This is a genomic window from Nocardiopsis sp. NPDC058789 (assembly GCF_042745575.1).
Lineage (GTDB): Bacteria > Actinomycetota > Actinomycetes > Streptosporangiales > Streptosporangiaceae > Nocardiopsis > Nocardiopsis eucommiae.
Genome location: NZ_JBHYOW010000004.1, coordinates 353,334 through 379,942, shown reverse-complemented (window position 1 = coordinate 379,942; position 26,609 = coordinate 353,334). Strand labels below are relative to the sequence as shown.

Below are 26,609 nucleotides of genomic sequence, written 5' to 3'. Positions count from 1 at the left end.
CCACCCGCAGACCCCCACGGGCCCACGGCCCAGGAGAGAAGGACCAGATGCGAGTAGAGGTCGACTACGACCGGTGCGAGAGCAACGCCCTGTGCATGGCCGCCGCCCCCGAGGTGTTCGAGGTCAGGGACGACGACTTCCTGTACCTCCTGACCGAGGAGCCGGGCGAGGAGCTCCGCGAGAAGGTCCTCAGGGCGCAGCGGACGTGCCCCAAGCAGGCCGTCACCGTGACGGGGTGACCCCCGCCACGGCGAGGGCCTCGTCCCAGGTGGTGGGCTTCTCCAACAGGCCGCGGTAACGCATGGTGCGTGGGGTGGAGCGCAGCCCGAGCACACCGGTGAGCATCCCCCCACGCCCCAGGAACGCGACGAACTTTCGGTCCTCCGGTGACCCGTGCACGAAGGCGACCTCATCGGCGGGCGCGCCCTGGCCCAGGAGCTGGATCTTCTTCCGGTACTGGTCGGACCAGAAATAGGGCACCGGGGTGAACGGCGTCCGCCCCGATCCGGCGAGCAGGTTGCGGGCGGCCGCCTCCCCCTGTTCGCTGGCGTTGGTCCAGTGCTCCAGCCGGATCCGGCCGCCGTAGCGCGGGTGCGGCCAGTTGGCGAGGTCCCCGACCGCGTACACGTTCGGTACGGAGGTCTCGGAGTACCGGTCGCACACCACCGACCCGTCCTCGAACAACGCGACGCCCGAACCGCGCAACCACTCGGTGTTCAGGTGCACGCCCACACCGGCCACCACCAGGGAGGCGTCGATCGCGGAGCCGTCCGCCAACCGGACCCGCTCCACCCGGCCCGACCCCTCGAACGCGCTCACGCCCACACCGAGGCGCACGTCCACGCCGTTCTCCCGGTGCAGGTCGGTGAGGATCCCGCCGATCCGGGGGTCGACCACCCGGGTCAGCGGGGTGGTCGCCGCCTCGATCAGCGTGACCTCCATGCCCACCGCGCGGGCGCTCGCGGCCACCTCCGCGCCGACGAACCCCGCTCCGACCACCACCAGGTGCCCGGCGGAGTCGAAGGCCGCCCGGACCGCCTCGGCGTCGTCCAGGGTGCGCAGGACGTGCACCCCCGCCAGGTCGGTGTCCGGACGCCGGGCCCGCGCCCCGGTGGCCACGATCAGTCCGTCGTAGCGCAGCGAACCCTCCTCGCCGGGTCCCTGGACGCGTACCTCCCGTGCCGCCGGGTCCAGCCCGACGACGCGGGTTCGGGGGCGGAAGTCCAGGTCGAGGCCGTCGATGACGGAGTCCTCACGCAACTGGAGTCCACGGTGCCCGGCCAGCCAGCCGGGGCCGCCGTGGGCCGGGTCCAGACCGACGCCGGTCAGGGCCTCCTTGGACAGCGGAGGCCGTGAGTAGGGCCGGTGGGCCTCCTCGCCGACCAGGGTCAGACGCCCCTCGAACCCCCGCTCCCGCAGGGCCTCGGCCGCGTGCAGGCCAGCCATCCCCGCACCGGCGATGACGATCTCGTTCAGGGTGTCCGACACCGATCTCTCCTTACAGTCGTCCCGTCGTCACGGAGACTAGTCACATTCACGTCGATCAGATCCCGGCCGCCAGCCGTGAGTCCCGCCCGTCCACCCCCACCACAGTGGGGTGCTCGTTCGGGCGCCGCCAGGGTTCTGCAAGACGAGTCAAGCCGCCAGCGAGGAACGAGCCAGGCGTAGACGAGGATGAAGAACAGCTGGCTTCTTGGGCGCCCGAACACGGGCCGAAGCGAAGCGGAGGCCCCAAGCAAGTACAACCGAACACGGGCCGAAGCGAAGCGGAGGCCCCAAGAAAACAGAACTACAGGGCCCGGACCTCGCCCACACGCGCCCCGCCGCCGTTCACCGGTGTGGTCAGGCGGTCGCTCACCGGGCCGACGTCCACGCCCAGGGCGCGCAGGGCGGTCAGGCCGACCACGACTCGGGATCGCTCCTCCGCGTCTCCGTCGCTGATCTTGACCGCGACGGTCTCGCCGGTGGGGGCGTTGAGCACGAGGACGCCGTCCGCCCCGATCTTGGAGACCAGCCCGGGCATCCGCGTCATGAGGTCGGTGTCGACGCGTTCGGGGCCGGAGACGTACTCGGGGTGCGTGCTCATCGCCTCGATGATCCGGCGCTCGTGGGTGCCCTCGGGGGACAGGCGCATCCCCTGGACGCCCCGGGCCAGGCCGGTGAGGGTGACGGCGAGCTGGGGGGCGCCGCAGCCGTCGACGGCGGTGTGGGCGACGCTCTCCCCGCACATGTCCTCGGTGGCCTCGCGGACGAGCAGCTGGAGGGGGTGCTCGGGGTCGAGGTAGTCGTCCGTGCTCCACCCCTGGGCGACGCAGGCGGCGAGCATGCCCGCGTGCTTGCCGGAACAGTTCATGTACCGGGGCTCGGGTGTGCGCCCGGCGGCGACGAACGCCCGACGGGCGGTGGGCGCGCCGGGGACGGCGGGCGGGCACTGGAGGGCGTCGGCGGTGAGTCCCACGGAGGCCAGGACGCGCTCCGCCTCGGCGGCGTGGAACTCCTCGCCCCCGTGGCTGCCCGCGGCGATCGCCAGGGAGGGGCCCTCCAGCCGGGCGCCCGCGCGCAGCATGGCGAGCGCCTGGAAGGGCTTTGCGGAGGAACGGGGGAACATGGGGTCGTGCACGGGGCCGCGCGCGTAGGCGATCTCACCCTCGGCGGAGAGACCGATCACCGCTCCGTAGTGCACGCCCTCGCGCATTCCGGACCGGACGACCTCGGCCAGGGGGGCGTAGCTGGGCAGCGGTGACTGGTTCATGCGGCTTCTCCTCGCCGTTGAGGCTGTGCGGTTCGTGCCCGTTGCTCCCGGGCACGCGTCAAAACGTACACACACCCCTCCTTCTTCCCGTTCGGCGGTGTGCCGTCCGTGGGGCCCGTGCCCTGTGCGGCGGCCGGTGTCGGGCACGGGCAGTAGGGTCGTGAGCCGACGTTGATCGACCACAGGGAGTAGGGACAGACGATGGGAACGCTGCGGACGGGCGCACTGACCCGGAGAAGGGTCGGCACGCGGGCGGCGGACCTGGAGTACGCGGTACTCGACGTCGAGACGACCGGGCTGGATCCGCGCGAGGGCGCGCGGTTGGTCGAGATCGCGGTGGTGAGGGTGCGCGGGGACGGCACCCTCGTGGAGGAGTTCAGCACCCTGGTGGACCCCCGGGCCCCCGTCAGGGGACAGGAGTTCCACGGGATCGGGGAGGGCGACGTCGTCGGCGCCCCGCGAGTGGAGACGATCGTGCCCCGCGTCTCCCAGCTGCTCTCCGGCGCCGTGGTGGTCTGTCACAACCTGGACTTCGAGGAACGCTTCCTCACCGCGGAGCTGGTGCCCGCGGGGCTGCCGCGCGGGCTGTCGGGGCTGTGCACGCTGCGTGCCCTGCGGTCGCAGCTGGACCTGCCGCGCTACTCGCTGCCGCGCGCCACCCACCTGCTCAGCGGGGAGTGGCCCACCGGTCAGCACACGGCGCTCGGTGACGCGCGCGCCTGCGCCAGGCTGCTCGTGGAGATGATCGCGAACGCCCCCGGCGAGCTGCGCTACACGGGGCCGGAGCCGCGCCTGCTCCGGGCCGTCGGGTCGTCGGCGGAGGACGCACCGGACGAGCCGGTGCGCTGGAAGCCCCGGACCACGCCTCTGACCGGTGGCCTGGCTCCCCTGAACACCTGGAACGCGCGCTGGCGCCGGAGCGAGCTGGACGCGGCGCTGTGCGGGGGCGCCTTCCGTGACACCGACAGGGAGGTCGCGGAGTCGGCCGCGCGGCGCGGGGCCCGGCTGCGGCGCCGGGTGGCCGCGGCCGCGGCGGTGACCGGAGGGATCGCGGCCACCGCCGCGGGCGGGCTGCTGCTGCGTCTGGCCGGAGTGCACGGCGGCCACCGGGGCCGCGCGCGCTGAACCGGCCGCTTCGGGCCGGTGCGGTCAGAGACCGGACAGGCTGAGGAAGAACGCCACGATCAGCGCGCTCCCGCCCACCGCGGTGAACAGCGCGCGCCCCTGTTCGGTCAGCCGCGCGGAGACCAGGCACACCCGTGGGGGCGTGCCGGTGCGTTGCGCGGTGGCGACCCCACCGGCGGAGCGTGGATCGGGCAGGCGACCGGGCACGAAACGGGGCACCTTGTTGAAGAGGGCGAGCGACACCAAAGCGGCGCCGAAGGCGATCAGCGTGAGGGACACGAGGAGGAGGGCCTAACTGAACTCGGCGGCGGTCGGACGGGTACGCCCGGGTGGGGGTCGGGCAGTGCCGGTCGTTCCCGCTTCCGAGGGCTTCATGCCGCCGGGCCATGGCCGCTCACGGCCACCCTTCAGTTAGAACCTGACCCTTATGACTGAGGGTGATTCAGTCGGAACTCTGTGTGTCCATCTGATGGTTCGAGGGGAGGATCGTGTCCACCGTTTCGGTCCCCACGCCGAGGGCGCGGAGCACGAAACGGGTCACCAGGGAGTGGGTGCCGTCGATGTCGACCTCACCGTTGACCAGGGGCAGCCGCTGCGAGCCCACCATGGACAGGGTCAGCCCCGCGACGCGTTCGGCGGGCAGGCGGTCGAACTCCCCGGCGACGGTGCCCTCCTCCAGGATCTCGGTGAGCAGGCGCTGCATCGGGGCCACGTGCGCGGCCAGCGCCTGGTAGGCGTCGGGCCCCAGGCTGGCGCCCAGCTCGGCGGCGGGCGGGTGCGGGTGCGCGACGATGCCTTCCAGCTGGAGGCGGACGAAGGCCGACAGGCGGCGGGCGGCGGAGACCCCCGAGGGGAGCTCGCGCTTGTAGCGCTCGACGAACGCGCTGCTGACCTGCTCGGTGAAGGCGAGGAGCAGCGCGGGCTTGTCCGGGAAGTAGTTGTACAGCGCGGTGCGGGTGATGCCCGCCGCGTTGGCCACGTCGGTCATGGAGATGCGGTCGATCCCCTGTGACCTGGTCAGCTGCTCGACGGCGTCCATGATGCGCTCCCGTGTGCGGGCACGGTGAGCGGCGATGGTCGGAGCCGTGATCTTGGGCATGACTCCTATGGTGGCACGCCAGGGGAGTGCCGGATGTTCCCCCGGGCGCGGCCGGGGGCGCGGGTCCGGTTCAGGCGTGGCGTCTGCCGAGGTCCGCGAGCACCTCGGTGTTGAGTTGGTAGGCCAGCCGGGTCTCCCGGACGAGGAGGTCGGCGGTGCGCTCGTCGAGGTCCAGGGAGTCGAGGCGCTCCCGGTACCCGGCCCGGAACTTCGGGAGGCTGCCCAGGGCGTCGAAGACGTAGAAGGCCACGCCGGCGTCGTCCGAGAGGCCGTACGCTCCGGCCGCGATCCGCCGGATGAACTGGCCGCCGGAGACGTCGCCCAGGTAGCGGGTGTAGTGGTGCGCGACGAACCCCGCGGGGTGGTCGGCCATCTGTTCGATGCGCGCGACGTAGGTCCGGGTGGCCGGGGTGGGGGAGACGTGGTCGCGCCAGTCGGCGCCGAGCAGGTGGGCGAGGTCGGTCTCCAGCGCGGGGACGCGTTCCAGTTCGGGGTAGTGGAAGCGGCCGGCGACGGGGTCCTCGATGAGCTGGCGGCCGACGCGCTCCAGGGCGACGTACGCGAAGTAGTGCTGGGCGACCATCGCGGTGTAGCCGTCCAGGGGGAGCTCGCCCTCGGTGAGGGCCCTGGTGAAGCCGTGGTGCTCGGCGGCCGCGTGGTCGTTCCAGGTGGCGGCCTTCAGCCGCGCGGAGAACGGTTCGGCCGTGGGGTCGACCGCGGTGGGGGCATCGGCCGTGGCGCTCATGGTCACCTTCACCTCTCTTTCCGGAATCTTTATGACATGATGTCATTTAGGTGGTTCTGGTTGTCAAGATGGATGCGACACCGTGTCAGAAAAAACGTGACACAACGCCCACTCGACGTGTCCTGTGTCACTGTGTTCACGTGCTTTCGCACGGGCACCTGCACGCGCTGACCACCTGCGCGACCCCTCCGCGACGCCGGGCCGCCTCGCCCGCGCGGTTCCTCCGACACCCCCGAACCCGGTGGTTCCGCCTCCCGGGGTTGGATGTGTCTCGTCTCGTCCGCTGGTCAACTGGTCGCCGGGGCGATTATCGTTTGGGTGTCGTGCGGTCCGAACCACCGCCGGGATCCGAGGCGTGCGCCTCGGGTACGCGGCGTGACGGACTCCCACGGCCCCGTGGACCTTGAGGCGATGAGTGGATACCAGGAGAACAGGGCACGATCACCTGACAGTGATCGGCGACGACGCGGCCCGAGCCGCCGACGGCGCTGCGACACACGGCAGCGCCGCCCTGGGTGACGACACCGTTCTGGACGACCGGGTGGAGGCTACCGTCGAATCAGTTGACGTCCTGCTGATCGAAGACGATCCCGGCGACGCCTTCCTCGCGGAGGAGCTCCTCGCGGACACCGCGCTGACCACCAGGATCACCTGGGTCTCCACCCTGAAGGCCGCCCGTGAGCACCTCACCGGTTTCCGCGGCTGCGTCCTGCTGGACCTCAACCTCCCGGACGGGCACGGGCTCGACCTCCTGCGCGAGGTCCTCGAAGGCGCGCCCTCCGCCGCGGTGGTCGTCTTCACCGGCCTCGACGACGAACACGAGGGCATCGCCGCGGTCGCCGCCGGAGCCCAGGACTACCTGGTCAAGGGCCAGGTGGACGGCTCGCTGCTGGCCCGCAGCCTGCGCTACTCCCTGGAGCGGCGCCGCGCCGACGAGAACGCCCGCCAGCTGCGCGAGGCCCGCATGCGCGCCCGCGAGAACATGCGCCTGGAACGCGGCCTGCTGCCCCAGGTCCTGCTCGACAGCTCGCCCCTGAGCCACCGCGCCTACTACCGCCCCGGCCGCAAGCGCGCCCTGGTCGGCGGCGACTTCTACGACGCGGTCGAGAAGGACGGCACCACCCACGTCATCATCGGTGACGTCAGCGGCCACGGCCCCGACGAGGCCGCCCTCGGCGTCAGCCTGCGGATCGCCTGGCGCACGCTGGTCATGAGCGGGGTCGCCGAGGAGCGCGTCCTCCCCAACCTGGAGGACCTCCTGGTGAGCGAGCGCGCCCAGGAGGAGATGTACGCGACGCTGTGCATGATCAGCCTGGACACCGGCAGTGACCGCGCCCGGGTGCGCGTGCTCGGACACCCCCCGCCCATGATCGTCAGGGACGGGGTCGCCGAGGAGATCCAGGCCGTCCCGCAGCCGCCCCTGGGGGTCTTCCCGGTCGACCAGGACGAGTCGACCGAGGTGGTCCTGCCCGAGGGTTCCAGCATGCTCTTCTACACCGACGGCCTGGTCGACGCCTACGACGGTGGTCCGCCCGCGCGCCTGGAGGTCGCGGGCCTGCGCCGGATGGTGAACGGTGTCCTCAGCCAGGGCGTGGCCCTGTACAACCTGCCCGAACACCTGGTGGACGAGGCCGAGCGCAGCAACGGCGGCCCGCTCCAGGACGACGTGGCGATGCTGCTCATCAACCACGGAGAGCCGCAGTGAACCCCTCCGGGGAGGAGGACCGCACCATGGAGACCGACTCCCGGACCGGAGACACCCACGACGGTGAACCGGACGAGGGGGGCCGGACCTCCGTCGGCGGCGCCCCCTTCGTGAACGCCTCCCCGCACGAGCGCGTCCACTCCAGCCGCCACTCCTGGAGCCTGCGCCGCAGGGTCACCAGCCTGCTGACGGTGGTCGCCGTCGTCCTCGTGGTGGCCGTCTCCGTCATCACCCTGGCGGCCTTCCAGGCCAGGGACTCCCTGGTGCTCCAGGTCGACTCCCTGACCCCCGGCCTGAGCACCGTCGAGCAGACCCGCTCGGCCTACCTCAGCCAGGACCACGCCCTGCGCGGGTACATCCTCACCGGCGACCGCGACTTCCTCCAGCCCTTCGTCGAGCAGCGCATGTCGCTCGCGGAGCACCGGAGCGCGCTGGCCACGCTCGCCGAGGAGAACCCGGACATCGCGCCCAAGGTCAACGAGCTCATCGACGCCGGGGACGTCTGGAGCGAGCAGTTCGCCGAACCCGTCCTGGAGGAGGTCCGCAGCGGCGAGACCCCCACCCAGGAGGACCTCCAGCGCGGACGCGTGCTCTTCCTGGAACTCAACAGGGCCGCCGACGCCACCACCAACCACCTCACCAACGAGATCCAGGAGGCCCAGAGCGGCCTCACCCTGGCCACCCAGCAGGTCGTGGCCCTGCTGGTGCTCGTCGGCCTGGTCGTGGTGTTCCTGTCGGTGTTCCTGTGGGTCATGCTCCAGCAGTGGGTGCTGCGCCCCCTGGAGGAGCTGGCCGGGCACATGCGCCAGGTCTCCGAGGGCTACTACGCCCACCGCATCTCGCTGCACGGGCCGCCCGAGATCGTCCAGCTCGGCCACGACGTGGACGCCATGCGCGAGCGCATCGTGCAGGACCTGGACGAGGTCGCCTCCGCGCGCCGCAAACTCCAGGAGCAGTCCACCCTGCTGGAGCACCAGACCGAGGAGCTGCGCCGGTCCAACCTGGAGCTGGAGCAGTTCGCCTACGTCGCCTCGCACGACCTCCAGGAGCCGCTGCGCAAGGTCGCCAGCTTCTGCCAGCTCCTCCAGCGCCGCTACCACGGTCAGCTGGACGAGCGCGCCGACTCCTACATCGACTTCGCGGTCGAGGGCGCCAAGCGCATGCAGACCCTCATCAACGACCTGCTGGCCTTCTCCCGGGTCGGGAGGACGAAGAACTTCGCGCCGGTCGACCTCAACGTGGCCCTGGACGACGCCCTGAGCAGTCTGGAGACGCGTCTGGAGGAGGCGGGCGCCGAGATCTCCGGCGACACCCTGCCCACGGTCCAGGGCGACCGCACGCTGCTCACCCAGGTCTTCTTCAACCTGGTCGGCAACGCCGTCAAGTTCCGGGGCGAGGACGCGCCCGAGGTGCGCCTGAGCGTCGAACGCCAGGGCGACGAGTGGGTGTTCTGCTGCTCGGACAACGGCATCGGTATCGAACCGCAGTACGCCGAGCGCATCTTCGTCATCTTCCAGCGCCTGCACACCAGGGAGAAGTACACCGGAACCGGCATCGGCCTGGCCATGTGCAAGAAGATCGTGGAGTTCCACGGCGGCCGCATGTGGCTCGACACGGGCCCGGAGAACGCCGAAGGGGCCGAAACCACCGACGGCACGGACTCCGGGCGGACCGGAACCCGCATATGCTGGACCCTGCCCGTAGACACCGAGGCGGAGAAGGAAGAGCCGGTTGCCCTGGAGGGAACCGAACCGACCGACGACGTCGATAGTGGTGACGAGGGCACCGAGGTCGCCGAGCCCGCCCCCACGGACGAGGCACCGACGGCCACACGAGAGTCCGGCGGCACCGAGCCGGAGACCGAGACCCCCACGGGCAGTGACGCCGAGGGGGAGTCGAGTCCCCTGCCCGGCGGCGCTGGCGGTACGGTTCCACCCGGTCACGGGGCGGGACCCGTATAGGGGTCTGGAAGCTTGAGCGAGGTCATGTTGGTGCATCCCATTGAGGTGCTGCTGGTCGAGGACGATCCCGGTGACGTCCTGATGACCAAGGAGGCGTTCGAGGAACACAAGCTGGGCAACCGGCTGCACGTGGTCTCGGACGGCGTCGAGGCGCTCCGCTTCCTGCGTCGCGAGGGCGAGTTCGCCGACGCGCCCCGGCCCCACCTGATCCTTCTCGACCTCAACCTGCCGCGCAAGGACGGCCGGGAGGTCCTGGAGGAGGTCAAGAACGACGACGACCTGGCGCACATCCCCGTCGTCGTGCTCACGACCTCGGAGGCGGAGGAGGACGTGCTGCGCAGCTACCGCCTGCACGCCAACGCCTACGTCCCCAAGCCCGTGGACTTCGAGCAGTTCATCAGGGTCGTGCGGCAGATCGACGACTTCTTCGTGACGGTGGTCAGGCTGCCCAAGGGCTGATCCGTGAACGGACCGGGGACGGAACCGTCACTCACCGCGCCGGATCGGGTGGGTGTGGCGGTTTTTCGTTACGGTAAGGGGCATGAGCCTGCCGGAACCGCGTGAACCCACTGGTCCCTACCGCGTCAGTGTCGTGTGCCTGGGCAACATCTGCCGGTCGCCCATGGCCGAGAAGGTGCTCACGGCCGACCTCGAACGCGCCGGAATGAACGGCCTCGTCAGGGTCGACAGCTCCGGCACGGGCGACTGGCACATCGGGGACGGGATGGACACCCGAGCCGCCGCCACCCTGCGCGTGCACGGGTACCTCACCCACCACACCGCCCGCCAGTTCCATCCCGAGGACCTGGCCACCCGGGACCTCGTCCTGGCCATGGACCTGGACAACCTCGACGACCTGAGCCGGGTCGTCGACGAACGCGGTCCGGAGCTCGGCTTCGACCCCTCCCGGCTGCTCCTGTTCCGCTCCTTCGCGCCGGGCGGGGGGCCCAACCCGGAGGTCCCCGACCCCTACTACGGCGGGGACGACGGGTTCACCGCCGTCCTGAACATGGTCGAGGCCGCCTCCAAGGGCCTCACCGGGGAACTCGTCACCCGGTTGCGGGGCTAGTCGCGTGGACAGGGAGCCGATCGTGCGGTCCTTCGGGGGCACCGGTGACGGACCGGGCAGACCGGGCCGAGACCCGCAGACCGGCACCCTCGCGGACCGGGTCGAGGCGCTGCTGGACACCCAGGTCCGACGCGCCGCCAAGGCCGGGACCAGCCACGACTGGACCCTGTCCTACGTGGAACTGGCCGACGGCACCCGGCTGTTCGTGAAGTCCCAGACACGCGGAGCCGAACCGGCCGGGGCCCTGTCGGCGGAGGCGCGCGGTCTGGAGTGGCTCGGCCGGTGCTTCGGCTCCCCGGTGCTCCAACCCCTGGGCTGGGACGAGCGCCTGCTCGTGCTGCCCCTGGTGGAACAGGACGAACCCACACCCGCCGCCGCCGAACGGCTCGGGAGACAGCTGGCCGGAACCCACCTGACCGGTGCGGACGCCTTCGGCGCGGACTGGCCCGGCTACATCGGACCGCTGCCGATGGACAACACCCCCGCGCGGCACTGGCCGCGCTTCTACGCCGAACAGCGGCTGCGGCCCTACCTGCGCCAAGCACTGGACCAGGGGGCGCTCACCCCCACCGACGCGCGGGCGATCGAGCGGGTGGTGGACGCCGTCGACGAGCTGGCGGGGGAACCCGAACCGCCCGCCCGTATCCACGGGGACCTGTGGAGCGGCAACGTGCTCTGGCGCTCCCGGGACGCCGTCCTCATCGACCCGGCGGCGCACGGCGGCCACCGGGAGGCGGACCTGGCGATGCTGGCGCTGTTCGGGCTGCCCCACCTGGACCGGGTCCGCGACGCCTACAACGAGGTCGCGCCGCTCTCCGCCGGTTGGCGCGGCCGGGTGGCGCTGCACCAGCTGCACCCGCTCCTCGTCCACGTGTGCCTGTTCGGCGCCGCCTACCGGACCACCGCGCTGGAGGCCGCGCGGACCGCGTTCCGCGCCACCTGAGTCACCCCTTGACGCTGCCCGCGAGGAGTCCGCGCACGAAGTAGCGCTGGAGCAGGAAGAACACGAGCAGCGGGACGACGATGGACACGAACGCCCCCGCGGTGAGCCGGTGCCAGGCCTCGCCCCGGGTTCCGGCCAGCTCGGCCAGCCGTACCGTGAGCGGCGCGGTGGAGGTGTCGCCCCCGGCGAAGATCAGCGCCACCAGCAGGTCGTTCCACACCCAGAGGAACTGGAAGATGCCCAGGGAGACCAGGGCGGGCGCGATCAGCGGCAGCGCCACCTTCCGGAAGATGGTCCCGTGCCCGGCCCCGTCCACCCGGGCGGCCTCGAAGAGCGACCTCGGCAGCTGGGACAGGAAGTTGTGCATCAGGAAGATCCCCAGCGGAAGACCGAAGATGGTGTGCGCCACCCACACGTTGGTGAACGCCATCGCCCCGGTGAGCTCCCACGCGGGCAGCAGTTGGACCCCTCCCAGCGACACCCCCTGCGAGAAGAAGCGCAGCAGCGGCACCAGGGACATCTGGATCGGCACGACCTGGAGGGCGAAGATCCCCAGGAACACCCAGTCGCGGCCCCGGAAGTCGATCCAGGCCAGCGCGTAGGCCGCCAGCGCGGCCAGGCCCAGGACGAACACCGTGGAGGGCAGGGTGATCACGAAGGAGTTCACGAAGTGGCTGGCCAGACGGCCGTCGTTGGCGCTGCCGAAGAGCACGTCCCGGTAGTTGTCCAGGGTCACCTCGGGAGAGCCGAAGAACGTCCACCAGCCGCTGGCACGGATCTGGTCGGCGGGCCGGAACGACGAGACGAACAGTCCGGCGGTGGGGAGCGTCCACAGCACGGCGATGACCAGCGCCGCGAGGCTGGCCGCGCGCCCGCTGAGCCGTCCGCGCACCCGGGCGGCGGCGCTTCGGTTCCGCTCGACGTGATCGATGCTCATGCCAACTCCCTGGCCTTGCGGTTGCGCCGGATCTGGAGGACCACCAGCGGGACGACCAGGACGAAGAGGACCACCGCCAGCGCGGATCCCTGACCCACCTGGCCCTGGGAGAACGCCTGGCTGTACATCTCGTTGGCGATCACGCTGGTGCCGTAGTTGCCGCCGGTCATGGTGCGGACGATGTCGAAGATCTTGAGGGTCTGTACGGAGATCGTGATGAGCACGACCACGAGGGTGGGCCACACGGACGGCAGGGTGATGCGGGCGAACAGCTGCCAGGCCCCGGCACCGTCGATGCGGGCCGCCTCCACCGTCTCCGTGGGGACGGCCTTGATCGCGGCGGACATGACCACCATGGCGAACCCGGCCTGGACCCAGATCAGGACCAGGATCAGCAGGAACGTGTTGAGGGGCTGTTCGAGGAGCCAGAGCCGGGGTTCGCCGCCGAACCACACGACGATCTGGTTGAGCAGGCCGTACTGCTCCTGGTCGGCGGGCCGGTAGGCGTACACGAACCGCCAGATGATGCTGGCGCCGACGAAGGAGATCGCCATCGGCATGAACACCATCGACTTGGCCAGGGACTCGAACCGGGAGCGGTCGATGAGCACCGCGTAGAGCAGACCGACGGCGGTGGCCAGGGCTGGGGCGAACAGCACCCACAGCAGGGTGTTGGACAGGACCTGGAGGATCTCCGGCCGCTGGAACATCCACTGGTAGTTGGCCAGCCCCACGAACGCGTCCCCCGAGCGGTCGTGGAAGGACAGCACGGTGGTGCGGACGACAGGGTAGACCAGCCCGCCCAGGAGCAGGAGGACGGCCGGTCCGAGGAAGAAGGCCGCCTGCCAGCGGTCCCTCCTGCTCCGGGGGGCGTCGAGCAGGACGAGCATCAGGCCGATGACGCCGAGGAACGCGGCGATCCCGATGAGCATCCAGACGAGCTTGGGCAGCTCGTCCAGGAAGGAGAACTCCATGGAAGACCCCTGGTGGTGCCTGGATGTGTGGGGGGTGGACCGGCCGGGGCTCCCGGAGCCCCGGCCGGAGGGCCGACTGCGTACGTCAGACCCGAGGGGGTGTCAGGCGCGGGCGCCGAACCCCGGGCCGAAGCGGAGCGCGGGCCTCGAGGATCACGGCCAGGCCGACTCCACGCTCTCCAGGACCGTCGCCGTGTCGGTCCCGGTCACCCAGTCGATCATGCCGCTCCAGAAGACGTTGGTCCCCACGGAGGAGGGCATGGCGTCGCTGCCGTCGAAGTGGAAGACGGTGTCGGGGTCGTTGAGGACCTCGGCGGTGAACTGGTCGGTGGGGTCGGACAGCACGGACGGGTCCAGGTCCTGGTGGGCGGAGACCCAGGAGCCGAGGGAGGCGCGCTGGTTGGCGTACCCGCCGGAGGACAGGTACTCGTGGACGGCGACCACCTCGTCGCGGTCGTCGAAGGCGACGACGAACTCCCCGCCGCCCATGATCGGGACCTCGGAGTCGGCCTCCAGCGGGGGCAGCACGAAGCCGTAGACGTCGCCGTCCTCACCGATCTCCACGTCGTCCTCGAACTGGGCTCCGTAGAAGGAACCCATCAGGTACATGGCGCAGCCGCCGTCCAGCAGCGGGGCCCCGGCCTCCTGGAAGGAGGTGACGGCGATGCTGTCCACGCCGCCGAAGGTGCCGTTGACGTAGTCCTCGTTGCGGATGACGCCGTCCGCGAGGTCGAAGGCCTCCTCGACCTCGGGGGCGTCGAAGGGGATGTCGTGGGCGATCCAGTCGTGGTAGACGTCCGTGCCCGAGGTGCGCAGGAGGGCGTTCTCGATCCAGTCGGTACCGGGCCAGCCGGTCGCGTCCCCGGACTCGAAGCCCACGCACCAGGGCCTGGTGCCGTCGGCGGCGATGGTGTCGCTGAGCTCGATCATGTCGTCCCAGGTCTCGGGGATCTCGTGCCCGTTCTCGGCGAAGAAGGAGGGGGAGTACCAGACCATCGACTTCATGTTGGCGCCGAGCGGGGAGCCGTACAGCTCTCCGTCGACGGTGGCGTAGCCCCGCCAGTCCTCGCTCCAGCCGGACTCGACGTTGCTCCGCACCCCGTCCGCGACGGGGACGGCGTGGCCGTCCGAGGCGGCGCGCTCCAACAGGCCGGGCTGGGGGATGAAGGCCAGGTCGGGTGCGTTGCCGCCGTCGAGGCGCACGGGGAGCTGGGCCTCGAACTCGCCGCTGCCCTCGTACTGGATGGTGATGCCCGTGCAGGCCGCGAAGTCCGCCCAGGACTGTTCCAGGCGGTCGCCCTCCTCGTCGCGGATGGAGGCGTAGACGGAGACGGTGCCGCCGGTGCCCTCCCACTGTTCGTAGGGGGAGCAGTCGATGCCGGAGGTGTCGGCGGCGCCGCCGTCGCCTCCGCTGAGGTAGGAGCAACCGGAGACGAGGAGCAACACGCCTCCGGCGGCCAGGGCGTGTCGGGTGACCGAACTCGGCATGGGGGGTCTCACTCCTTCGGCACGCACACCCACCGGGGGCGGGGGTGTGATCCAGGTCATGCGCTTCTCGATGTAAGTCCCCTCCGAGGCGAATGTCCATAGCTCACGCAATTTCTTGCGTAACGATCCGAAATATTGCAGGACAACCGTGTGCGCTGCGCCTTTGTCAAGCTGCCCGGAGTCCCGTCGCCCCCTCCGTTCCCGGGGGCGGGTGCGCCGACAGCCCGGCGGTTCCGACGTGGCCGTACATTGGGGGGATGGCTGACGCACCCAGCCCTGGTCAGGGCCCACACGAAGGACCCGAGCTGCACGTGGCCCTGGTCGGCTACGGCAAGGGCGGGGAGGTCTTCCACGCGCCCCTCATCGACGCCGTCCCGGGGCTGCGCCTGTCCGCCGTGGTCACCGCGTCCCCGGAACGCGCGCGGGCCGCACGTGAGCGCTACCCGTGGGTCACCGTGTACCCGACCGTCGCGGAACTGTGGGCCGACGCCGGGCGGTACGAGATCGCCGTGGTCAGCACGCCCAACGACACCCACGCGCCGCTCGCGCGGGCCGCGCTGGAGTCCGGTCTGGCCGTGGTCGTGGACAAGCCGTTCGCGCTCACCGCCCACCAGGCCCGGGAACTCACCGACCTGGCCGACGATCTCGGGCACGTGCTCACCGTCTACCAGAACCGTCGCTGGGACGCCGACTTCCTCACCCTGTGGCAGCTGATCGAGGAGGGCGCCCTGGGGCGGGTGCACCGCTTCGAGTCGCGGTTCGAGCGCTGGCGGCCCCAGCCCAAGGGGACCTGGCGGGAGACCGGAGGCGTCGACGCCGGAGCCGGGCTGCTGTACGACCTCGGCCCGCACCTGATCGACCAGGCGGTCAACCTGTTCGGCCCGGTGGCCACCGTCTACGCGGAGATCGACGCCCGCCGCGAGGGGGTGAACGCCGACGACGACGTGTTCCTGTCCCTCGGGCACGCGCGGGGCACCCGCTCCCACCTGTGGATGAGCGCCCTCAGCGCCCAGAACGGGCCCCGGTTCCGGGTCCTCGGTGACCGGGCCGCCTTCACCAGTTTCGGACTGGACGGCCAGGAGGCGCGCCTGACCGGGGGTGAGCGTCCCGACGCCGCAGACTGGGGCGTGGTCCCGGAGGGGGAGTGGGGGATGCTCGGCACCGACGGGGTGTCCACGCCGGTGCCCAGCGTGCGCGGCGCCTACCCGGAGTTCTACGCGGGGGTCCGGGACGCCGTGGGGGAGGGCGAGCCCCTGCCGGTGGATCCGCACGAGGTGATCCACGGCCTGGAGGTCATCGAGGCGGCCCGCCGCTCCGCCCGCGCCGACGAGGTCGTCCGCCTGCGCTGACCGGCTCCCGAACCCCCGCCTTGGCCCTATGTTGGACACAGGTCAGTGCAGGGATTCCAACGCCGAAGGAGCAGCACCGTGGCCCAGGTCCTCGTGGTCGCCGACGACCTCACCGGAGCCAACGCCACGGGCGCGCGGTTCGCCCGCACCGGTATGCGTGTGGCCACGGTGACCCCCGAGCACGTGAGCCGGGTCGCCGGGGACTACGACGTGGTGGTCGCCAACCTGGACAGCAGACACGTCCCGGCCGAGCAGGCCGCCGACCTGGTCACCGACGTCGTCGAGGCCGTCTGGCCGGTCGGGCTGGTGGTCAAGCGCACCGACACCACGCTGCGCGGGAACGTCGGCGCCGAGATCGAGGCCGCCTACGACGCCGTCCGTGAGCGCCTGCCCGCCGGAACCCGCGTCCGGGTGCTGTTCGCCCCGGCCTTCCCCGGTTCCGGTCGCATCACCGAGGACGGTGTGCAGCTGCTCGACGGGGTGCCGCTGGAACGCAGCGAGCTCGCCAACGACCCGCTGTGCCCGATGACCACCAGCCTGGTCTCGGAGATCCTCGCGGCCCAGAGCGACCTCGCCGTCAGACACGTGCCCCTGCGGCGGATCACCCAGGAGATGCTCACCGCCGAACTGCTCGCGGGTGACGAGCCCGTCGTGCTCTGCGACGCCAGCACCGAGCAGCACCTCACCGACATCGCCGAGGCCGCTGCCGCCGCCCACCACGCCGAGGGCATCGTCTGGGTGGCCGTGGACCCCGGCCCCACCGGGGCACTGCTCGCCTACGCGCTGCGCCTGCGCGGCCAGGCCGGTTCCCGCGGGCCCCTCCTCGCGGTGGCGGGAAGTACGACCGACCTCACCCGCCGCCAGCTCGCCACGGTCGCCCGCACCGGCGCGGTCCGGTTCGTGGACCTGGACGCGGTGGCCCTCAGCGACCCCGACAGCGACCACCCCGACCAGGTGGCGCGTGAACTCACCGACCACCTCTCGTCCTCGGGCTTCCCCGAGATCTGCGTGCTGCGGGTGGTGACCACGGCCGCGCGCGTCCGTGAGCTGCCCGCCCAGGCCCGGGCCGAGCTGCCCGGCCGCGTCGCCCGTCTGGTGGCCGACGTGGTCAACGACCTGGCGGACTCGGTGGGCCCCCAGGCGCTGCCCAGCGGCCTCTACCTGACCGGGGGAGACCTGACCGCGAGCCTGCTGGACGAACTCGACGTGCACGCCTTCGACGTGGGCGGTGAGATCGTGCCGCTGGCCGTGCACGGGCACCTCAGCGGCGGTCCGCTCGACGGCACGCCCGTCGTCGCCAAGGGCGGACTGGTGGGCGACGACATCACGCTGGTGGAGTGCCTGGCCAAACTGCGCCGGTCCGTCCAGGCCCGCCTCCACCAGGTCCACTCCGAGGTGTCCGAGCACGTGATCCCCACCGCGACCCGCGACGCCTAGCGGCTCGCTCGACCCGTCCGTCGTCGGTGTCCGTCCGCTCGCGGGACGGTGTCCGGTCCCCGGTCACACGGAGGGGCGCGGTGCCGGCTCCGCACCGCGCCCCTCGGTATGTCGGCGCTAGGGCGTCGTGTCCTCGGTGATGTGGTTGGCGGCCAGCTTCCCGACCAGTTCGGCCAGGGCCGCGGGGGCCTCCAGGGGGCCCATGTGGCCGAGGCCTGGGATCACCCGGACCTCGACGGGGTCCTGGACCAGCCCGCCGATGTGGTGGGCGTGCCACGGAGGAGTCAGCTTGTCCTCGTCACCGCCGACGACGACGGTGGGCACCGCGATCTCCCGCACCGCGTCGTCCAGGTGCAGCCTGGTCATGACCCGGCCCCACTCGCCACGGGCGACTCCGCCGCACTCGTGCACCAACCGGGCGCACAGGCGCTTCGCGGCCGGGCTGCTCCCCTTGCCCATGACCAGGTACCGGAGCACGCTGGCGCTTCCGGCGTTGGCCGGGCCCAGGGGCAGCGGCGCGGTCAGGAAGACCTTCGCCCCCACCTTGCCGAGCGGGCCGGGCAGGGGGATCGCGGTGGACCGGTCGGGCAGCTCCGTGCACCCGGTGTTGGTCAGGAGCACCGCCGCCACCTTCTCCTTGAAGGTCGCCCGCGGCCCCGAGGCCATGATGGTCATCCCGCCCATGCTGTGTCCGGCGACCACGGCCTTCCGGCCGGCGGGCACGGTCGCCTCCAGGACGGCGCACAGGTCGTCCGCGAGCTTCTCCGTCCCGTAGCCCGCCCGGGTCAGGGGGGTCTGGCTGCGGCCGTGGCCGCGCTGGTCGTAGAGGACCACCCTGAGGTCCGGGTCGAGGTCGCGGACCACGGGGCCCCAGGAGGCCAGGGACGTGGACCAGCAGTGGGAGAACACCACGGTCGGTCCGTCCGAGGGCCCGCGCACCTCGACGTGCAGCTGGGTGCCGTCGGCGGAGCGGACCCGGAGTTCCTTTGCCGCTCCCACGTGTCGTGTCGCCATGGGGGTCTGCCTCTCAGTCGTCGAGGTCGATGCGGGGGACGGCGAAGGGCGGTGTGCCCGACCCGTTCACCGGGAGCCCTCCCCACAGGTTGGGGCCGTCGAGTTCACCGACCCCCTCGTGGCCGTCGGGGGTGCGCACGGTCACCGTACGCGCCCCCTGTTCGTAGGCCCTGGTGAGCCCGGGCTCCGGGGCCAGGCGCCCCTTCCAGCGGTAGTCGCCGGTGAGCGGCGAGAAGTGCCCGGCGAAGTGCGCCCGGACCTCGAAGCTCTCCGCCGGTTCCGAGCCCTCGGAGTGCGGCTGGACCGTCACGGGCCCCCGGTACTCCTCTTCCTCGTCGTCGAACCCGCTCACGCGCTCTCTCCTCCGATCGGGACGGGGCGCCGGCCGCTGGGGGCGCGGCGCAGGTCGTAGTTGTGCGGGTCGAACCACCGGGTGCGCAGTGCGTAGTTCCAGGTGAAGGTGGGCCACAGCGTGGTGTTGCGGCCCTGCGCGTTCAGGTACCAGCTGTCGCAGCCCCCGGTCACCCACACGGTGCCCTTCATGGACCTGTGGACCATCTCGGTGTAGGCGCGCTGGGCCTCGGGGCGGGGCTCCAGGCGGTCCACCCTGTTGCGGCAGGCGAACTTCAACGCCTGCATGGTGTACCGGATCTGCGCCTCGATCATGAACACCTGCGAGGTGTGCCCCAGGCCGGTGTTGGGCCCGGCGAGCACGAACGCGTTGGGGAATCCGTTCACGGTGGTGCCCCTGAAGGCCTGGACGTCGTCCCCCCAGTGCTCCGCGAGGGAGCGCCCCGAGGCGTCGTACACGCGGTGCGCGATGGGCGGGTCGGAGACCTGGAAGCCCGTGCCGAGGATGATCGTGTCCACCTCGTGCTCGGTCTCCGCGCCGGAGGAGTCCCTCGTGACCACGGAGTTCGCCCGGACCTCCACGATGCCGTCGGTGACCACGTCCGCGTTGGGACGGGCCAGCGCCGGGTAGTAGTCGTTGGACATCAGGATGCGCTTGCACCCGGCGCGGAAGGTGGGGGTGAGCTTGCGCCGGAGTTCGGGGTCCCTGACGCTGCGGTTGATGTTGGCCCGGCCGAGCCGTTCCACGACGCCGAGCAGTCCGGGGTTCTTCGCGAACCCGAGGACGTAGGTCTCGCGACCCCAGTAGATGCTCTTGCGGGCGACCTGCTGGGCGCCCGGGACGTTCCGGTAGAGCCACCTCTCGGCCCTGGTGATGTCCCGGTCGTGGCGGAACATCACCCACGGCGCGGTGCGCTGGAACAGCGTCAGCTTCTCCACCAGGGGTTGGATCCGGGGCACGAACTGGATCGCGGAGGCGCCGGTGCCGATCACCGCCACCCTGCGGCCGGTGAGGTCGTGGTCGTGGTCCCACTCGGCGGAGTGGAAGAGCCGGCCCTCGAAGGAGTCGAGCCCCTTGATGTCCGGATAGGTCGGGTCGGCCAGCGGACCGGCGCCGCTGACCAGGAACTGTGCGGTGACGGTACCGCTGGTGGTCTCGATCCGCCACCGGTTCTGCTCCGGCTCCCAGTGAGCGGCCCGGACGTCGCTGTCGTACCGGACGTGCCGGTCCACGCCGTGCTCACCGGCGACCCGTTTCATGTACTCCCAGATCTCCGGCTGCGGGGAGAAGGTCCGACTCCAGCCGGGGTTGAGCGCGAAGGAGAACGAGTACAGGTGCGAGGGGACGTCGCAGGCTGCGCCCGGATACGAGTTGTCGCGCCAGGTCCCGCCGATCCCGTCGGCCCGTTCGAGGATGACGAAGTCCCGGAGCCCGGCCTGGGTGAGGCGCACAGCCATGCCGATCCCGGCGAACCCGGAGCCGATGATGGCGACCCGGTGGTGCGGCACTTCTTCGGTCACGATGCTGTTCCCTTCGTACGGGCCCGGTGCGGCGGGCGCTCGCGTACCGACCGGTAAGTATGGGCCCCGGGAAACGTGGCGCGTGACGTTCCCCGGGGGAGGGGGTGTCGGGGGCCGAGCGCGTGGCGCGTTCGCTCTCGGCCCCCGACGTCAGGGCCGCCGTCGGAAGACGTGGCGCGTTGCGCCTTCCGACGGCGGGGTTCCGGGGAGAGGTGTTCCTCTCGGTGGCCTAGCGGCCGAGCAGTCCGGCCTTCTTCCAGAAGTACCGGCCCAGGCCCGTGATCGCACCCGCGGTGTCCAGAGTGTTGACGACCTTGCGGGCGGCCCAGGTCTTGGTCTCCACCCAGTGCGGGTTGGCCCTGGCGACCCGCTGGGCCTCCTTCGGGTCCAGCCCGACCTGTGCGTAGACCTTCGGGTTGATGAGCCGGGTCGCGGAGTAGTAGGTGACCAGGCCCAGCACGATCCGGCTGTAGGCCTTGTTGAGGGCGCCGCGCTCGGGCCAGTCCCGTTGGAACTCCTCGCGGGCGTAGCGCATGTGGCGCGCCTCCTCGGTCACGTGGATGCGGGCCACGGCGCGCACCAGCGGGAGGATCTGCTCGTCCGGGACGGCCTCGCGCTGGAGCTGGTCCAGGACCTCCTCGACGAAGAGCGCGCCCGCGAAGATCAGCGGACCGTGCGCGATCGCCTTGAACACGCGGCCGAGGTGGAAGGTGACCGGGTCCAGCCGGTGCGCCTCCCAGCCCAGTTTCCGCACCATCTTCGCGAACATGACCGTGTGGCGGCACTCGTCGGCGATCTCGGTGTAGGCGTACTGGACATGGAGGGTCGTCGGGTCGTTGTGGTAGGCGTGCCGGACCAGCATCTGCATGAGGATCGTCTCGAACCAGATGCCGATGGTGGCGACACTGGCGACCTCCAGCCGGGACAGCTCCTTGCGCTTCTCGTCGCTGAGCTGGTCCCACAGGTGGGTGCCGTAGAGGGAGATCCGCTCGGGGCGGATCGCCCACATGTCGGGATCGACGGGGGCGTCCCAGTCGATCTCGACCAGGGGGTCGAAGGAGGCCTTCGCGGAGCCGCGCAGGAGGCGCTTGGCGATGTCCTCGCGGTCGGTGAGCTTCGGCTTGGCGACGACGTCGGCGGTCATCTCGTTCCTCCTCAGGAGGCGCTGGTCTGGGCGTGCGGGGAACCGTGGCGCGCGTGGAGCCCCCGGGCGATCTCGGCGTCCGCGAAGGCTCCGTCGGTGAGGAGCAGGCCGAGCTGGAGCGACACGATCTGTTCGGTGGTTCCGGGGAAGTGCTTGGTCAGGTGCAGGGCGGCCGTTCCGAACGCCGTGCAGGCGACGTCGCGGGGGGCGCGCCGGGCACCGGCGGCGCGGACGACCGTCATCACGGTGTCGCGCTCGCTCTCGGCGGGCACCAGGCCGTCGAGCGAGGCGCCGGTGGCACGGGAGCTCTCGTGGATGGGGGTGTCCACGTAGCCGGGGTAGACGGTGGTCACACCGACATGCGTGCCGTACTCGGCGCGCAGGCTGTCCGCGTAGGCGGTCACCGCGCGCTTCGAGACCGTGTAGGCCCCGGCGAGCGGGAGCTGGAGGTTGGCCAGGAGCGAGGCGGTGACGATCACGCGGCCGCGGCTCCGGAGCAGCGCGGGCATCGCGGCGGCGGTGACGCGCCAGGTGCCGAGGAGGTTGACCTCCAGCGCCTGGTGGGCGTGGGAGTCGGGCAGGTGACCGATGTCCACGGAGGGCCCGACCCCGGCGTAGTGGATGAGCAGGTCCAGGCGTCCGCCGAGCTGGTCGATCGCCTGGGCGACTCCCGTGCGCACCTGCTCGTCGTCGGTGACGTCGCAGGCGATGACGCCGGGGGCGGGTTTGCGGTCGATCCCGACGACGTTGACGCCGAGGTGACGCAGGACCGCCACCGTGGCACCGCCGAACGCACCGGAGGCGCCGGTCACGATGGCGTTCTGGCCGGGCAGGCGGCTCAGGTGGCGAGGCAGGGGGGCCGTCATGTGATCTCCTCCACAGTCATTGCGGGAACGTTACAACGAGCATTGTCACAATGCAATGGGTAGAACCCGGAAATTTACTCGCGAGTAAGGTTCGTGTGCCAGGGCTGTTACGGAGGTGCGGGCGCACGGACGGGGCCGCGCACGGGCGCGGCCCCGTCGGTGTGGGGGCGGGGCCTACCCCCGCCCGAGCAGCCCCGCCCTCCGCCAGAAGTACCGGCCCAGGCCGGAGATGGCCCCGGCGGTGTCCAGCGTCCTGACCACCTTGCGGGACAGTTCGGTCTTGCTGTCGATGAAGTGCGTGTTACGACGGGCCGCCCGCTGGGCCTCGCGGGGGTCGAGGCCGATCCGCTCGTAGACCTTCGCGTGGATCAGCCGGGTCGTCGCGTAGTAGGTGACCAGGCCCAGCACGAGCCGCGAGTAGGCCCGGTCCAGGGGGCCGCGCCGCACCCAGTCGCGGTGGAACTCCTCGCGGGCGTAGCGGATGTGGCGCGCCTCCTCGATGACGTGGATACGAGAGGTGGCCCGCACGACCGGCTCGATGCTCTCGTCGCTGATCATCTCCCGCTGGAGCTGGTCGAGGATCTCCTCGACGAAGAGTGCTCCCGCGAAGATCAGCGGCCCGTGCGCGATCGCCTTGAAGAGGTTGCCCAGCACGTGCGCCACCGGGTCCAGGCGGTGGGCGGTGGAGCCCAGCTTCTCGATGGCCCTCGCGAACATGACCGTGTGGCGGCACTCGTCGGCGATCTCGGTGTAGGCGTACTGGACGTGGAGCGTGGTGGGGTCGTTGTGGTAGACGTGCCGGACCAGCATCTGCATGAGGATCGTCTCGAACCAGATGCCCGTGGCCATGGTGCTGGCCATCTCCAGTCGGGACAGCTCGCGGCGCTCGTCCTCGCTGAGGCGCTCCCACAGGTGGGTGCCGTAGAGGGAGACCCGCTCGGGGCGCATCCCCCACAGGTCCTCCAGGGGGGCCTCCCAGTCGATCTCGACCAGGGGGTCGAAGGAGGCCTTGGCGGAGCCCCGCAAGAGGCGCTTCGCGATGTCCTCGCGGTCGGTGAGCTTCGGTGTCGGCGCGTTTCCCACGGACATGTGGACCTCCAGGGGGTTCCGTGCCGGAGGCGCGCCGAACGGGAGGTTCGAGTGGTGTGACCCCGTTCACTCCGATCACCTAGAACGTTACAATCTCCGTTGTCATCGTTCAACGGCGCCAGGGGAGCGGATTTACTGATGAGTACGGCACGACGGGGTCTCTAGGCTGGGTTCCATGGCGGAATACCGTATTGACGAACTCGCCCGGCTCGCCGAAACCACGGTGCGCAACGTCCGGGTGTACCAGGACCGAGGACTCCTCGCCCCGCCCCGGCGCCAGGGCCGGGTGGGCATCTACTCCGAAGCGCATCTGGCGCGTCTGCGGCTGATCGGCCAGCTCCTCCGGCGCGGCTACACCTTCGCGAACATCGGTGAGATGTTCCAGGTGTGGGAGCGCGGCGGCGACCTGTCCGAGATCCTCGGCTTCGAGTCCGCGGTCGGGGACGCCTGGAGCGACGAGATCGCCGACTACCTCGGCATGGGCGACCTCAAGGACCTGTTCGGCAAGGGAGTGACCCCCAAGACCATAAAGCGTGCCCTGGACCTCGGTGTCCTGGAGCGCGACGGGCTGCGCTTCCGGGTCCCCAGCCCGCGCCTGCTGCACGCCGGGGTCGAGCTGGTCAAGCTGGGGATGAGCGTGGGCGCCGTACTGGACATCGCGGAGAACCTGCGGGACAGGATCGGTGACGTCGCCGAGCACATGGTCCGCCAGGTCTCCGACCACATCATCGCGGAGCACGCCCCCGGCACCGTGATCCAGAGCGAGGAGGTCGCGCAGATCGCGGAGCTCATCCGTCGGGTGCGCCCCCTCGCGCAGCAGGCGGTGGACGCTGTCCTGGCCCAGGAGATGGCCCACCACCTCACCAACGTCATGGGCGACCACTTCGCGGACGCCATGGAGCACCTGAGGAACGAGGACCAGGCGACCCAGGACACGGACGGTCCCCACGGACCCTGAGACGAACCGGACCGTCGCACTCGCCGGACCCGCTCTCCGGCCCCCGGACCCGACCCCATCCCCCACCCCCGGGACCCCCACCCGAACCCCGAACCCCCACCCCTCGACACGGACCACGGGCCCGGACCCCAGCGCGGGTGTCCGGGCCCGTCCGTCGCCGGGGTCGGTCAGTCGTCGACCCTCGCCCCCTCGGGCGCGGGAGCGGTCGTGCCGTCGACCACGGTCAGCGGCAGCGACGTCGTGAAGCGCAGCTCCGCGAAGGCGCCGCGCGGCACCGCCGGGGACTCGGGGAAGACCGGCCGGACGCTCCGGTAGGCCTCACCCGGTGCCGGGCGGGTGTCCTCCCCGCCCTTGTTCGGCCACAGGGACATCGCCCGTTCGGCCTGCGCGGTGATGGTCAGGGACGGGTTGACGCCCAGGTTCGCGGAGACCGCCGAGCCGTCCACCACGTGCAGGCCGGGGTAGCCGTACAGACGGTGGTAGGGGTCGATCACGCCGGTCTCGGCACTGTCACCGATCGGGCATCCGCCCAGGAAGTGGGCGGTCATCGGGATGTTGAAGATGTCACCGACCGTGCCGCCCGCGTAGCCGTCGATGCGCTTGGCCAGCCGCGTGGCCACCTCCTGGCCCGCGGGGATCCAGGTGGGGTTGGGTTCACCGTGCCCCTGTCGGGAGGTGAGCTTCTTCCTGCCGCCCAGCAGTCCCCGCTTCACCGAGGTGGTCAGCGAGTTGTCCAGGGACTGCATGACCAGCCCGATGATGATCCGCTCGGACCAGCGCCGGTTGGAGAAGCTGCGCAGGAACACGGTCGGGTGGCGTGCGGCCAGTCCCAGGAAGCGCAGCCAACGCGGGATCGAGCCGCCGCCCGGGACCTGGATCGCGGTGAGCAGGCCCATCGCGTTGGAGCCCTTGCCGTAGCGGACGGGTTCGATGTGGGTGTTCTCGTCCGGGTGGATGGACGACGTGATCGCCACACCGTGGGTCAGGTTCTCCGGCGGCGGGACCTGCTTGCTCATGGCGCCCACCAGCGCCTCGGAGTTGGTCCGGGTCAGGGTCCCCAGCTTCTCGGACAGGCGGGGCAGCAGCCCGTCGGAGCGCATCCGGTGCAGCAGGGTCTGGGTGTTGTAGGTCCCGGCGGCGACCACGACCTGCCGGGCGGTGAACGTGCGGGCGTTGGAGCGGCGGCGGGGGGCGTCGGTGCGCAGGGTGTCCACCGCGAAGCCGCCGCCCTGGGACTCGGGGCGTTCCCGCAGCCGCTCGACCGTGGTCAGCGGGTGCACGTCGGCGCCGCCGCGCTCGGCGAAGTGGAGGTAGTTCTCGGTGAGGGTGTTCTTGGCGCCGTGGCGGCAGCCCGTCATGCACTCGCCGCACTCCGTGCAGGCCCGGCGCTCCGGGCCCGCGCCGCCGAAGTAGGGATCCCCGACCGACGCCCCCGGGGCCGCCTTGGAACCGTCGCCGTCCTGACCGTCGCCGAAGCACACCCCGACCGGGGTGAGACGGAAGGTGTCACCGACCCCCATCTCGTCGGCCACGGCCCTGAGATGGACGTCCGAGGGGGTGACGGTGGGGTTGGTACGGACACCGAGCATGCGGCGGGCCTGGTCGTAGAAGGGCGCCAGTTCCGACTTCCAGTCGGTGATGTGGCTCCACTGCGAGTCCTCGAAGAAGGCGTCCATGGGGTGGTAGAGCGTGTTCGCGTAGTTGAGCGAACCGCCGCCGACGCCGGCTCCGGCCAGGATCATCACGTCCCGCAGGAGGTGGATGCGCTGGATGCCGTACAGCCCGGCACCCGGGGCCCAGAGGAAGTTCCGCACGTCCCAGGATGATGACGGCAGGGTCTCGGGTGTGAAACGCCGCCCCGCTTCCAGGACGCCGACGCGGTAACCCTTCTCCGTGAGGCGTAGGGCGCTGACCGAACCGCCGAAGCCGGAGCCGATCACTACCACGTCGTAGTCGAAGGGGTCGTTCGTGGGGTTCGGACCTTCGGCGGGGTCTTCCGTGCGCTGAGGGGACATGGTGTGGTCTCTCTCCAGGTCGGATGCGGTGCTCGTCGTGCGCCGGAAACGAGTCCGCAACGATGAA

The 26,609-nt window shown here is 71.0% G+C and carries 25 protein-coding genes; 10 read left to right on the top strand and 15 right to left on the bottom strand.

Annotated features, from left to right (window positions below; all coding sequences use genetic code 11):
• The first annotated feature begins 47 nt into the window (after positions 1–47).
• On the top strand, positions 48–239 hold the full coding sequence (locus ACFW3L_RS07655) for a ferredoxin (protein ID WP_378737513.1): 192 nt from the start codon (positions 48–50) through the stop codon (positions 237–239).
• On the opposite strand, the gene ACFW3L_RS07650 is transcribed toward ACFW3L_RS07655, so the two are convergent.
• Both ACFW3L_RS07650 and ACFW3L_RS07645 read right to left on the bottom strand, forming a co-directional pair.
• Positions 223–1,488: an NAD(P)/FAD-dependent oxidoreductase gene (locus ACFW3L_RS07650; RefSeq protein WP_378737511.1), complete on the bottom strand. Its 1,266-nt coding sequence runs from the start codon at positions 1,486–1,488 to the stop codon at positions 223–225. The genes ACFW3L_RS07655 and ACFW3L_RS07650 overlap by 17 nt on opposite strands.
• A gap of 301 nt (positions 1,489–1,789) precedes the next feature.
• Positions 1,790–2,752 carry an asparaginase gene (locus tag ACFW3L_RS07645; RefSeq protein WP_378737509.1) on the bottom strand — a complete coding sequence of 321 codons (963 nt, stop codon included), beginning with the start codon at positions 2,750–2,752 and terminating at the stop codon, positions 1,790–1,792.
• 201 nt (positions 2,753–2,953) lie between these two features.
• Between ACFW3L_RS07645 and ACFW3L_RS07640 the strand changes: the two genes are divergently transcribed.
• Positions 2,954–3,877: a PolC-type DNA polymerase III gene (locus tag ACFW3L_RS07640; protein ID WP_378737507.1), complete on the top strand. Its 924-nt coding sequence runs from the start codon at positions 2,954–2,956 to the stop codon at positions 3,875–3,877.
• Between the two features lie 24 nt (positions 3,878–3,901).
• On the opposite strand, the gene ACFW3L_RS07635 is transcribed toward ACFW3L_RS07640, so the two are convergent.
• From ACFW3L_RS07635 to ACFW3L_RS07625, 3 genes are all read right to left on the bottom strand, one after another.
• A complete protein-coding gene (locus tag ACFW3L_RS07635) occupies positions 3,902–4,156 on the bottom strand; it encodes a hypothetical protein (protein WP_378737505.1) in 255 nt (84 codons plus the stop codon).
• 163 nt (positions 4,157–4,319) lie between these two features.
• Positions 4,320–4,976 carry a TetR/AcrR family transcriptional regulator gene (locus ACFW3L_RS07630; RefSeq protein ID WP_378737503.1) on the bottom strand — a complete coding sequence of 219 codons (657 nt, stop codon included), beginning with the start codon at positions 4,974–4,976 and terminating at the stop codon, positions 4,320–4,322.
• Positions 4,977–5,046: 70 nt separating this feature from the next.
• Positions 5,047–5,721 (bottom strand): heme oxygenase (biliverdin-producing), encoded by a 675-nt coding sequence (locus ACFW3L_RS07625; protein ID WP_378737501.1) that lies wholly within the window; start codon positions 5,719–5,721, stop codon positions 5,047–5,049.
• 445 nt (positions 5,722–6,166) lie between these two features.
• Here ACFW3L_RS07625 and ACFW3L_RS07620 point away from each other — a divergent pair, with 445 nt between their 5' ends.
• From ACFW3L_RS07620 to ACFW3L_RS07600, 5 genes are all read left to right on the top strand, one after another.
• The gene (locus ACFW3L_RS07620) at positions 6,167–7,426 is read left to right on the top strand and encodes a PP2C family protein-serine/threonine phosphatase (RefSeq protein ID WP_378737638.1); all 1,260 of its coding nucleotides are present in this window, start codon (positions 6,167–6,169) and stop codon (positions 7,424–7,426) included.
• Positions 7,423–9,387 carry an ATP-binding protein gene (locus ACFW3L_RS07615; protein ID WP_378737499.1) on the top strand — a complete coding sequence of 655 codons (1,965 nt, stop codon included), beginning with the start codon at positions 7,423–7,425 and terminating at the stop codon, positions 9,385–9,387. Before ACFW3L_RS07620 ends, ACFW3L_RS07615 begins: the two co-directional genes overlap by 4 nt.
• Before the next feature lie 24 nt (positions 9,388–9,411).
• Positions 9,412–9,846: a response regulator gene (locus ACFW3L_RS07610; protein WP_026129711.1), complete on the top strand. Its 435-nt coding sequence runs from the start codon at positions 9,412–9,414 to the stop codon at positions 9,844–9,846.
• Between the two features lie 82 nt (positions 9,847–9,928).
• On the top strand, positions 9,929–10,456 hold the full coding sequence (locus tag ACFW3L_RS07605; RefSeq protein ID WP_378737497.1) for a low molecular weight protein-tyrosine-phosphatase: 528 nt from the start codon (positions 9,929–9,931) through the stop codon (positions 10,454–10,456).
• A 4-nt stretch (positions 10,457–10,460) separates the two neighbouring features.
• On the top strand, positions 10,461–11,399 hold the full coding sequence (locus ACFW3L_RS07600; RefSeq protein WP_378737495.1) for a fructosamine kinase family protein: 939 nt from the start codon (positions 10,461–10,463) through the stop codon (positions 11,397–11,399).
• 1 nt (position 11,400) lies between these two features.
• On the opposite strand, the gene ACFW3L_RS07595 is transcribed toward ACFW3L_RS07600, so the two are convergent.
• The 3 genes from ACFW3L_RS07595 to ACFW3L_RS07585 all read right to left on the bottom strand — a co-directional run bounded on the left by ACFW3L_RS07595 (position 11,401) and on the right by ACFW3L_RS07585 (position 14,798).
• Positions 11,401–12,336, bottom strand: a complete 936-nt coding sequence (locus ACFW3L_RS07595) for a carbohydrate ABC transporter permease (protein ID WP_378737493.1) — start codon at positions 12,334–12,336, stop codon at positions 11,401–11,403.
• A complete protein-coding gene (locus tag ACFW3L_RS07590) occupies positions 12,333–13,310 on the bottom strand; it encodes a carbohydrate ABC transporter permease (protein WP_378737491.1) in 978 nt (325 codons plus the stop codon). The genes ACFW3L_RS07595 and ACFW3L_RS07590 overlap by 4 nt, the downstream gene beginning before the upstream one ends.
• Positions 13,311–13,463: 153 nt before the next feature.
• The gene (locus tag ACFW3L_RS07585) at positions 13,464–14,798 is read right to left on the bottom strand and encodes an ABC transporter substrate-binding protein (RefSeq protein WP_378737489.1); all 1,335 of its coding nucleotides are present in this window, start codon (positions 14,796–14,798) and stop codon (positions 13,464–13,466) included.
• A gap of 257 nt (positions 14,799–15,055) precedes the next feature.
• Between ACFW3L_RS07585 and ACFW3L_RS07580 the strand changes: the two genes are divergently transcribed.
• On the top strand, positions 15,056–16,147 hold the full coding sequence (locus ACFW3L_RS07580) for a Gfo/Idh/MocA family oxidoreductase (RefSeq protein WP_378737487.1): 1,092 nt from the start codon (positions 15,056–15,058) through the stop codon (positions 16,145–16,147).
• A gap of 78 nt (positions 16,148–16,225) precedes the next feature.
• The gene (locus tag ACFW3L_RS07575; RefSeq protein ID WP_378737485.1) at positions 16,226–17,584 is read left to right on the top strand and encodes a four-carbon acid sugar kinase family protein; all 1,359 of its coding nucleotides are present in this window, start codon (positions 16,226–16,228) and stop codon (positions 17,582–17,584) included.
• Between the two features lie 117 nt (positions 17,585–17,701).
• On the opposite strand, the gene ACFW3L_RS07570 is transcribed toward ACFW3L_RS07575, so the two are convergent.
• The 6 genes from ACFW3L_RS07570 to ACFW3L_RS07545 all read right to left on the bottom strand — a co-directional run bounded on the left by ACFW3L_RS07570 (position 17,702) and on the right by ACFW3L_RS07545 (position 23,569).
• Positions 17,702–18,598, bottom strand: coding sequence for an alpha/beta fold hydrolase (locus ACFW3L_RS07570; protein ID WP_378737483.1), 897 nt, complete (start codon positions 18,596–18,598; stop codon positions 17,702–17,704).
• Between the two features lie 13 nt (positions 18,599–18,611).
• Positions 18,612–18,950 carry a DUF4873 domain-containing protein gene (locus ACFW3L_RS07565; protein ID WP_378737481.1) on the bottom strand — a complete coding sequence of 113 codons (339 nt, stop codon included), beginning with the start codon at positions 18,948–18,950 and terminating at the stop codon, positions 18,612–18,614.
• The gene (locus ACFW3L_RS07560) at positions 18,947–20,470 is read right to left on the bottom strand and encodes a flavin-containing monooxygenase (protein WP_378737479.1); all 1,524 of its coding nucleotides are present in this window, start codon (positions 20,468–20,470) and stop codon (positions 18,947–18,949) included. Before ACFW3L_RS07560 ends, ACFW3L_RS07565 begins: the two co-directional genes overlap by 4 nt.
• A 229-nt stretch (positions 20,471–20,699) precedes the next feature.
• A complete protein-coding gene (locus ACFW3L_RS07555) occupies positions 20,700–21,614 on the bottom strand; it encodes a diiron oxygenase (RefSeq protein WP_378737477.1) in 915 nt (304 codons plus the stop codon).
• Positions 21,615–21,625: 11 nt separating this feature from the next.
• Complete coding sequence (locus tag ACFW3L_RS07550; RefSeq protein WP_378737475.1) at positions 21,626–22,480, bottom strand: SDR family NAD(P)-dependent oxidoreductase; 855 nt, start codon at positions 22,478–22,480, stop codon at positions 21,626–21,628.
• A 174-nt stretch (positions 22,481–22,654) separates the two neighbouring features.
• On the bottom strand, positions 22,655–23,569 hold the full coding sequence (locus tag ACFW3L_RS07545; protein ID WP_378737473.1) for a diiron oxygenase: 915 nt from the start codon (positions 23,567–23,569) through the stop codon (positions 22,655–22,657).
• Positions 23,570–23,744: 175 nt separating this feature from the next.
• Here ACFW3L_RS07545 and ACFW3L_RS07540 point away from each other — a divergent pair, with 175 nt between their 5' ends.
• Entirely contained in the window at positions 23,745–24,527 is a 783-nt protein-coding gene (locus ACFW3L_RS07540) for a MerR family transcriptional regulator (RefSeq protein WP_378737471.1), read from the top strand.
• A gap of 167 nt (positions 24,528–24,694) precedes the next feature.
• Here ACFW3L_RS07540 and ACFW3L_RS07535 read toward each other — a convergent pair whose 3' ends face one another.
• Positions 24,695–26,542 carry a GMC oxidoreductase gene (locus ACFW3L_RS07535; protein WP_378737469.1) on the bottom strand — a complete coding sequence of 616 codons (1,848 nt, stop codon included), beginning with the start codon at positions 26,540–26,542 and terminating at the stop codon, positions 24,695–24,697.
• Positions 26,543–26,609 lie beyond the last annotated feature (67 nt).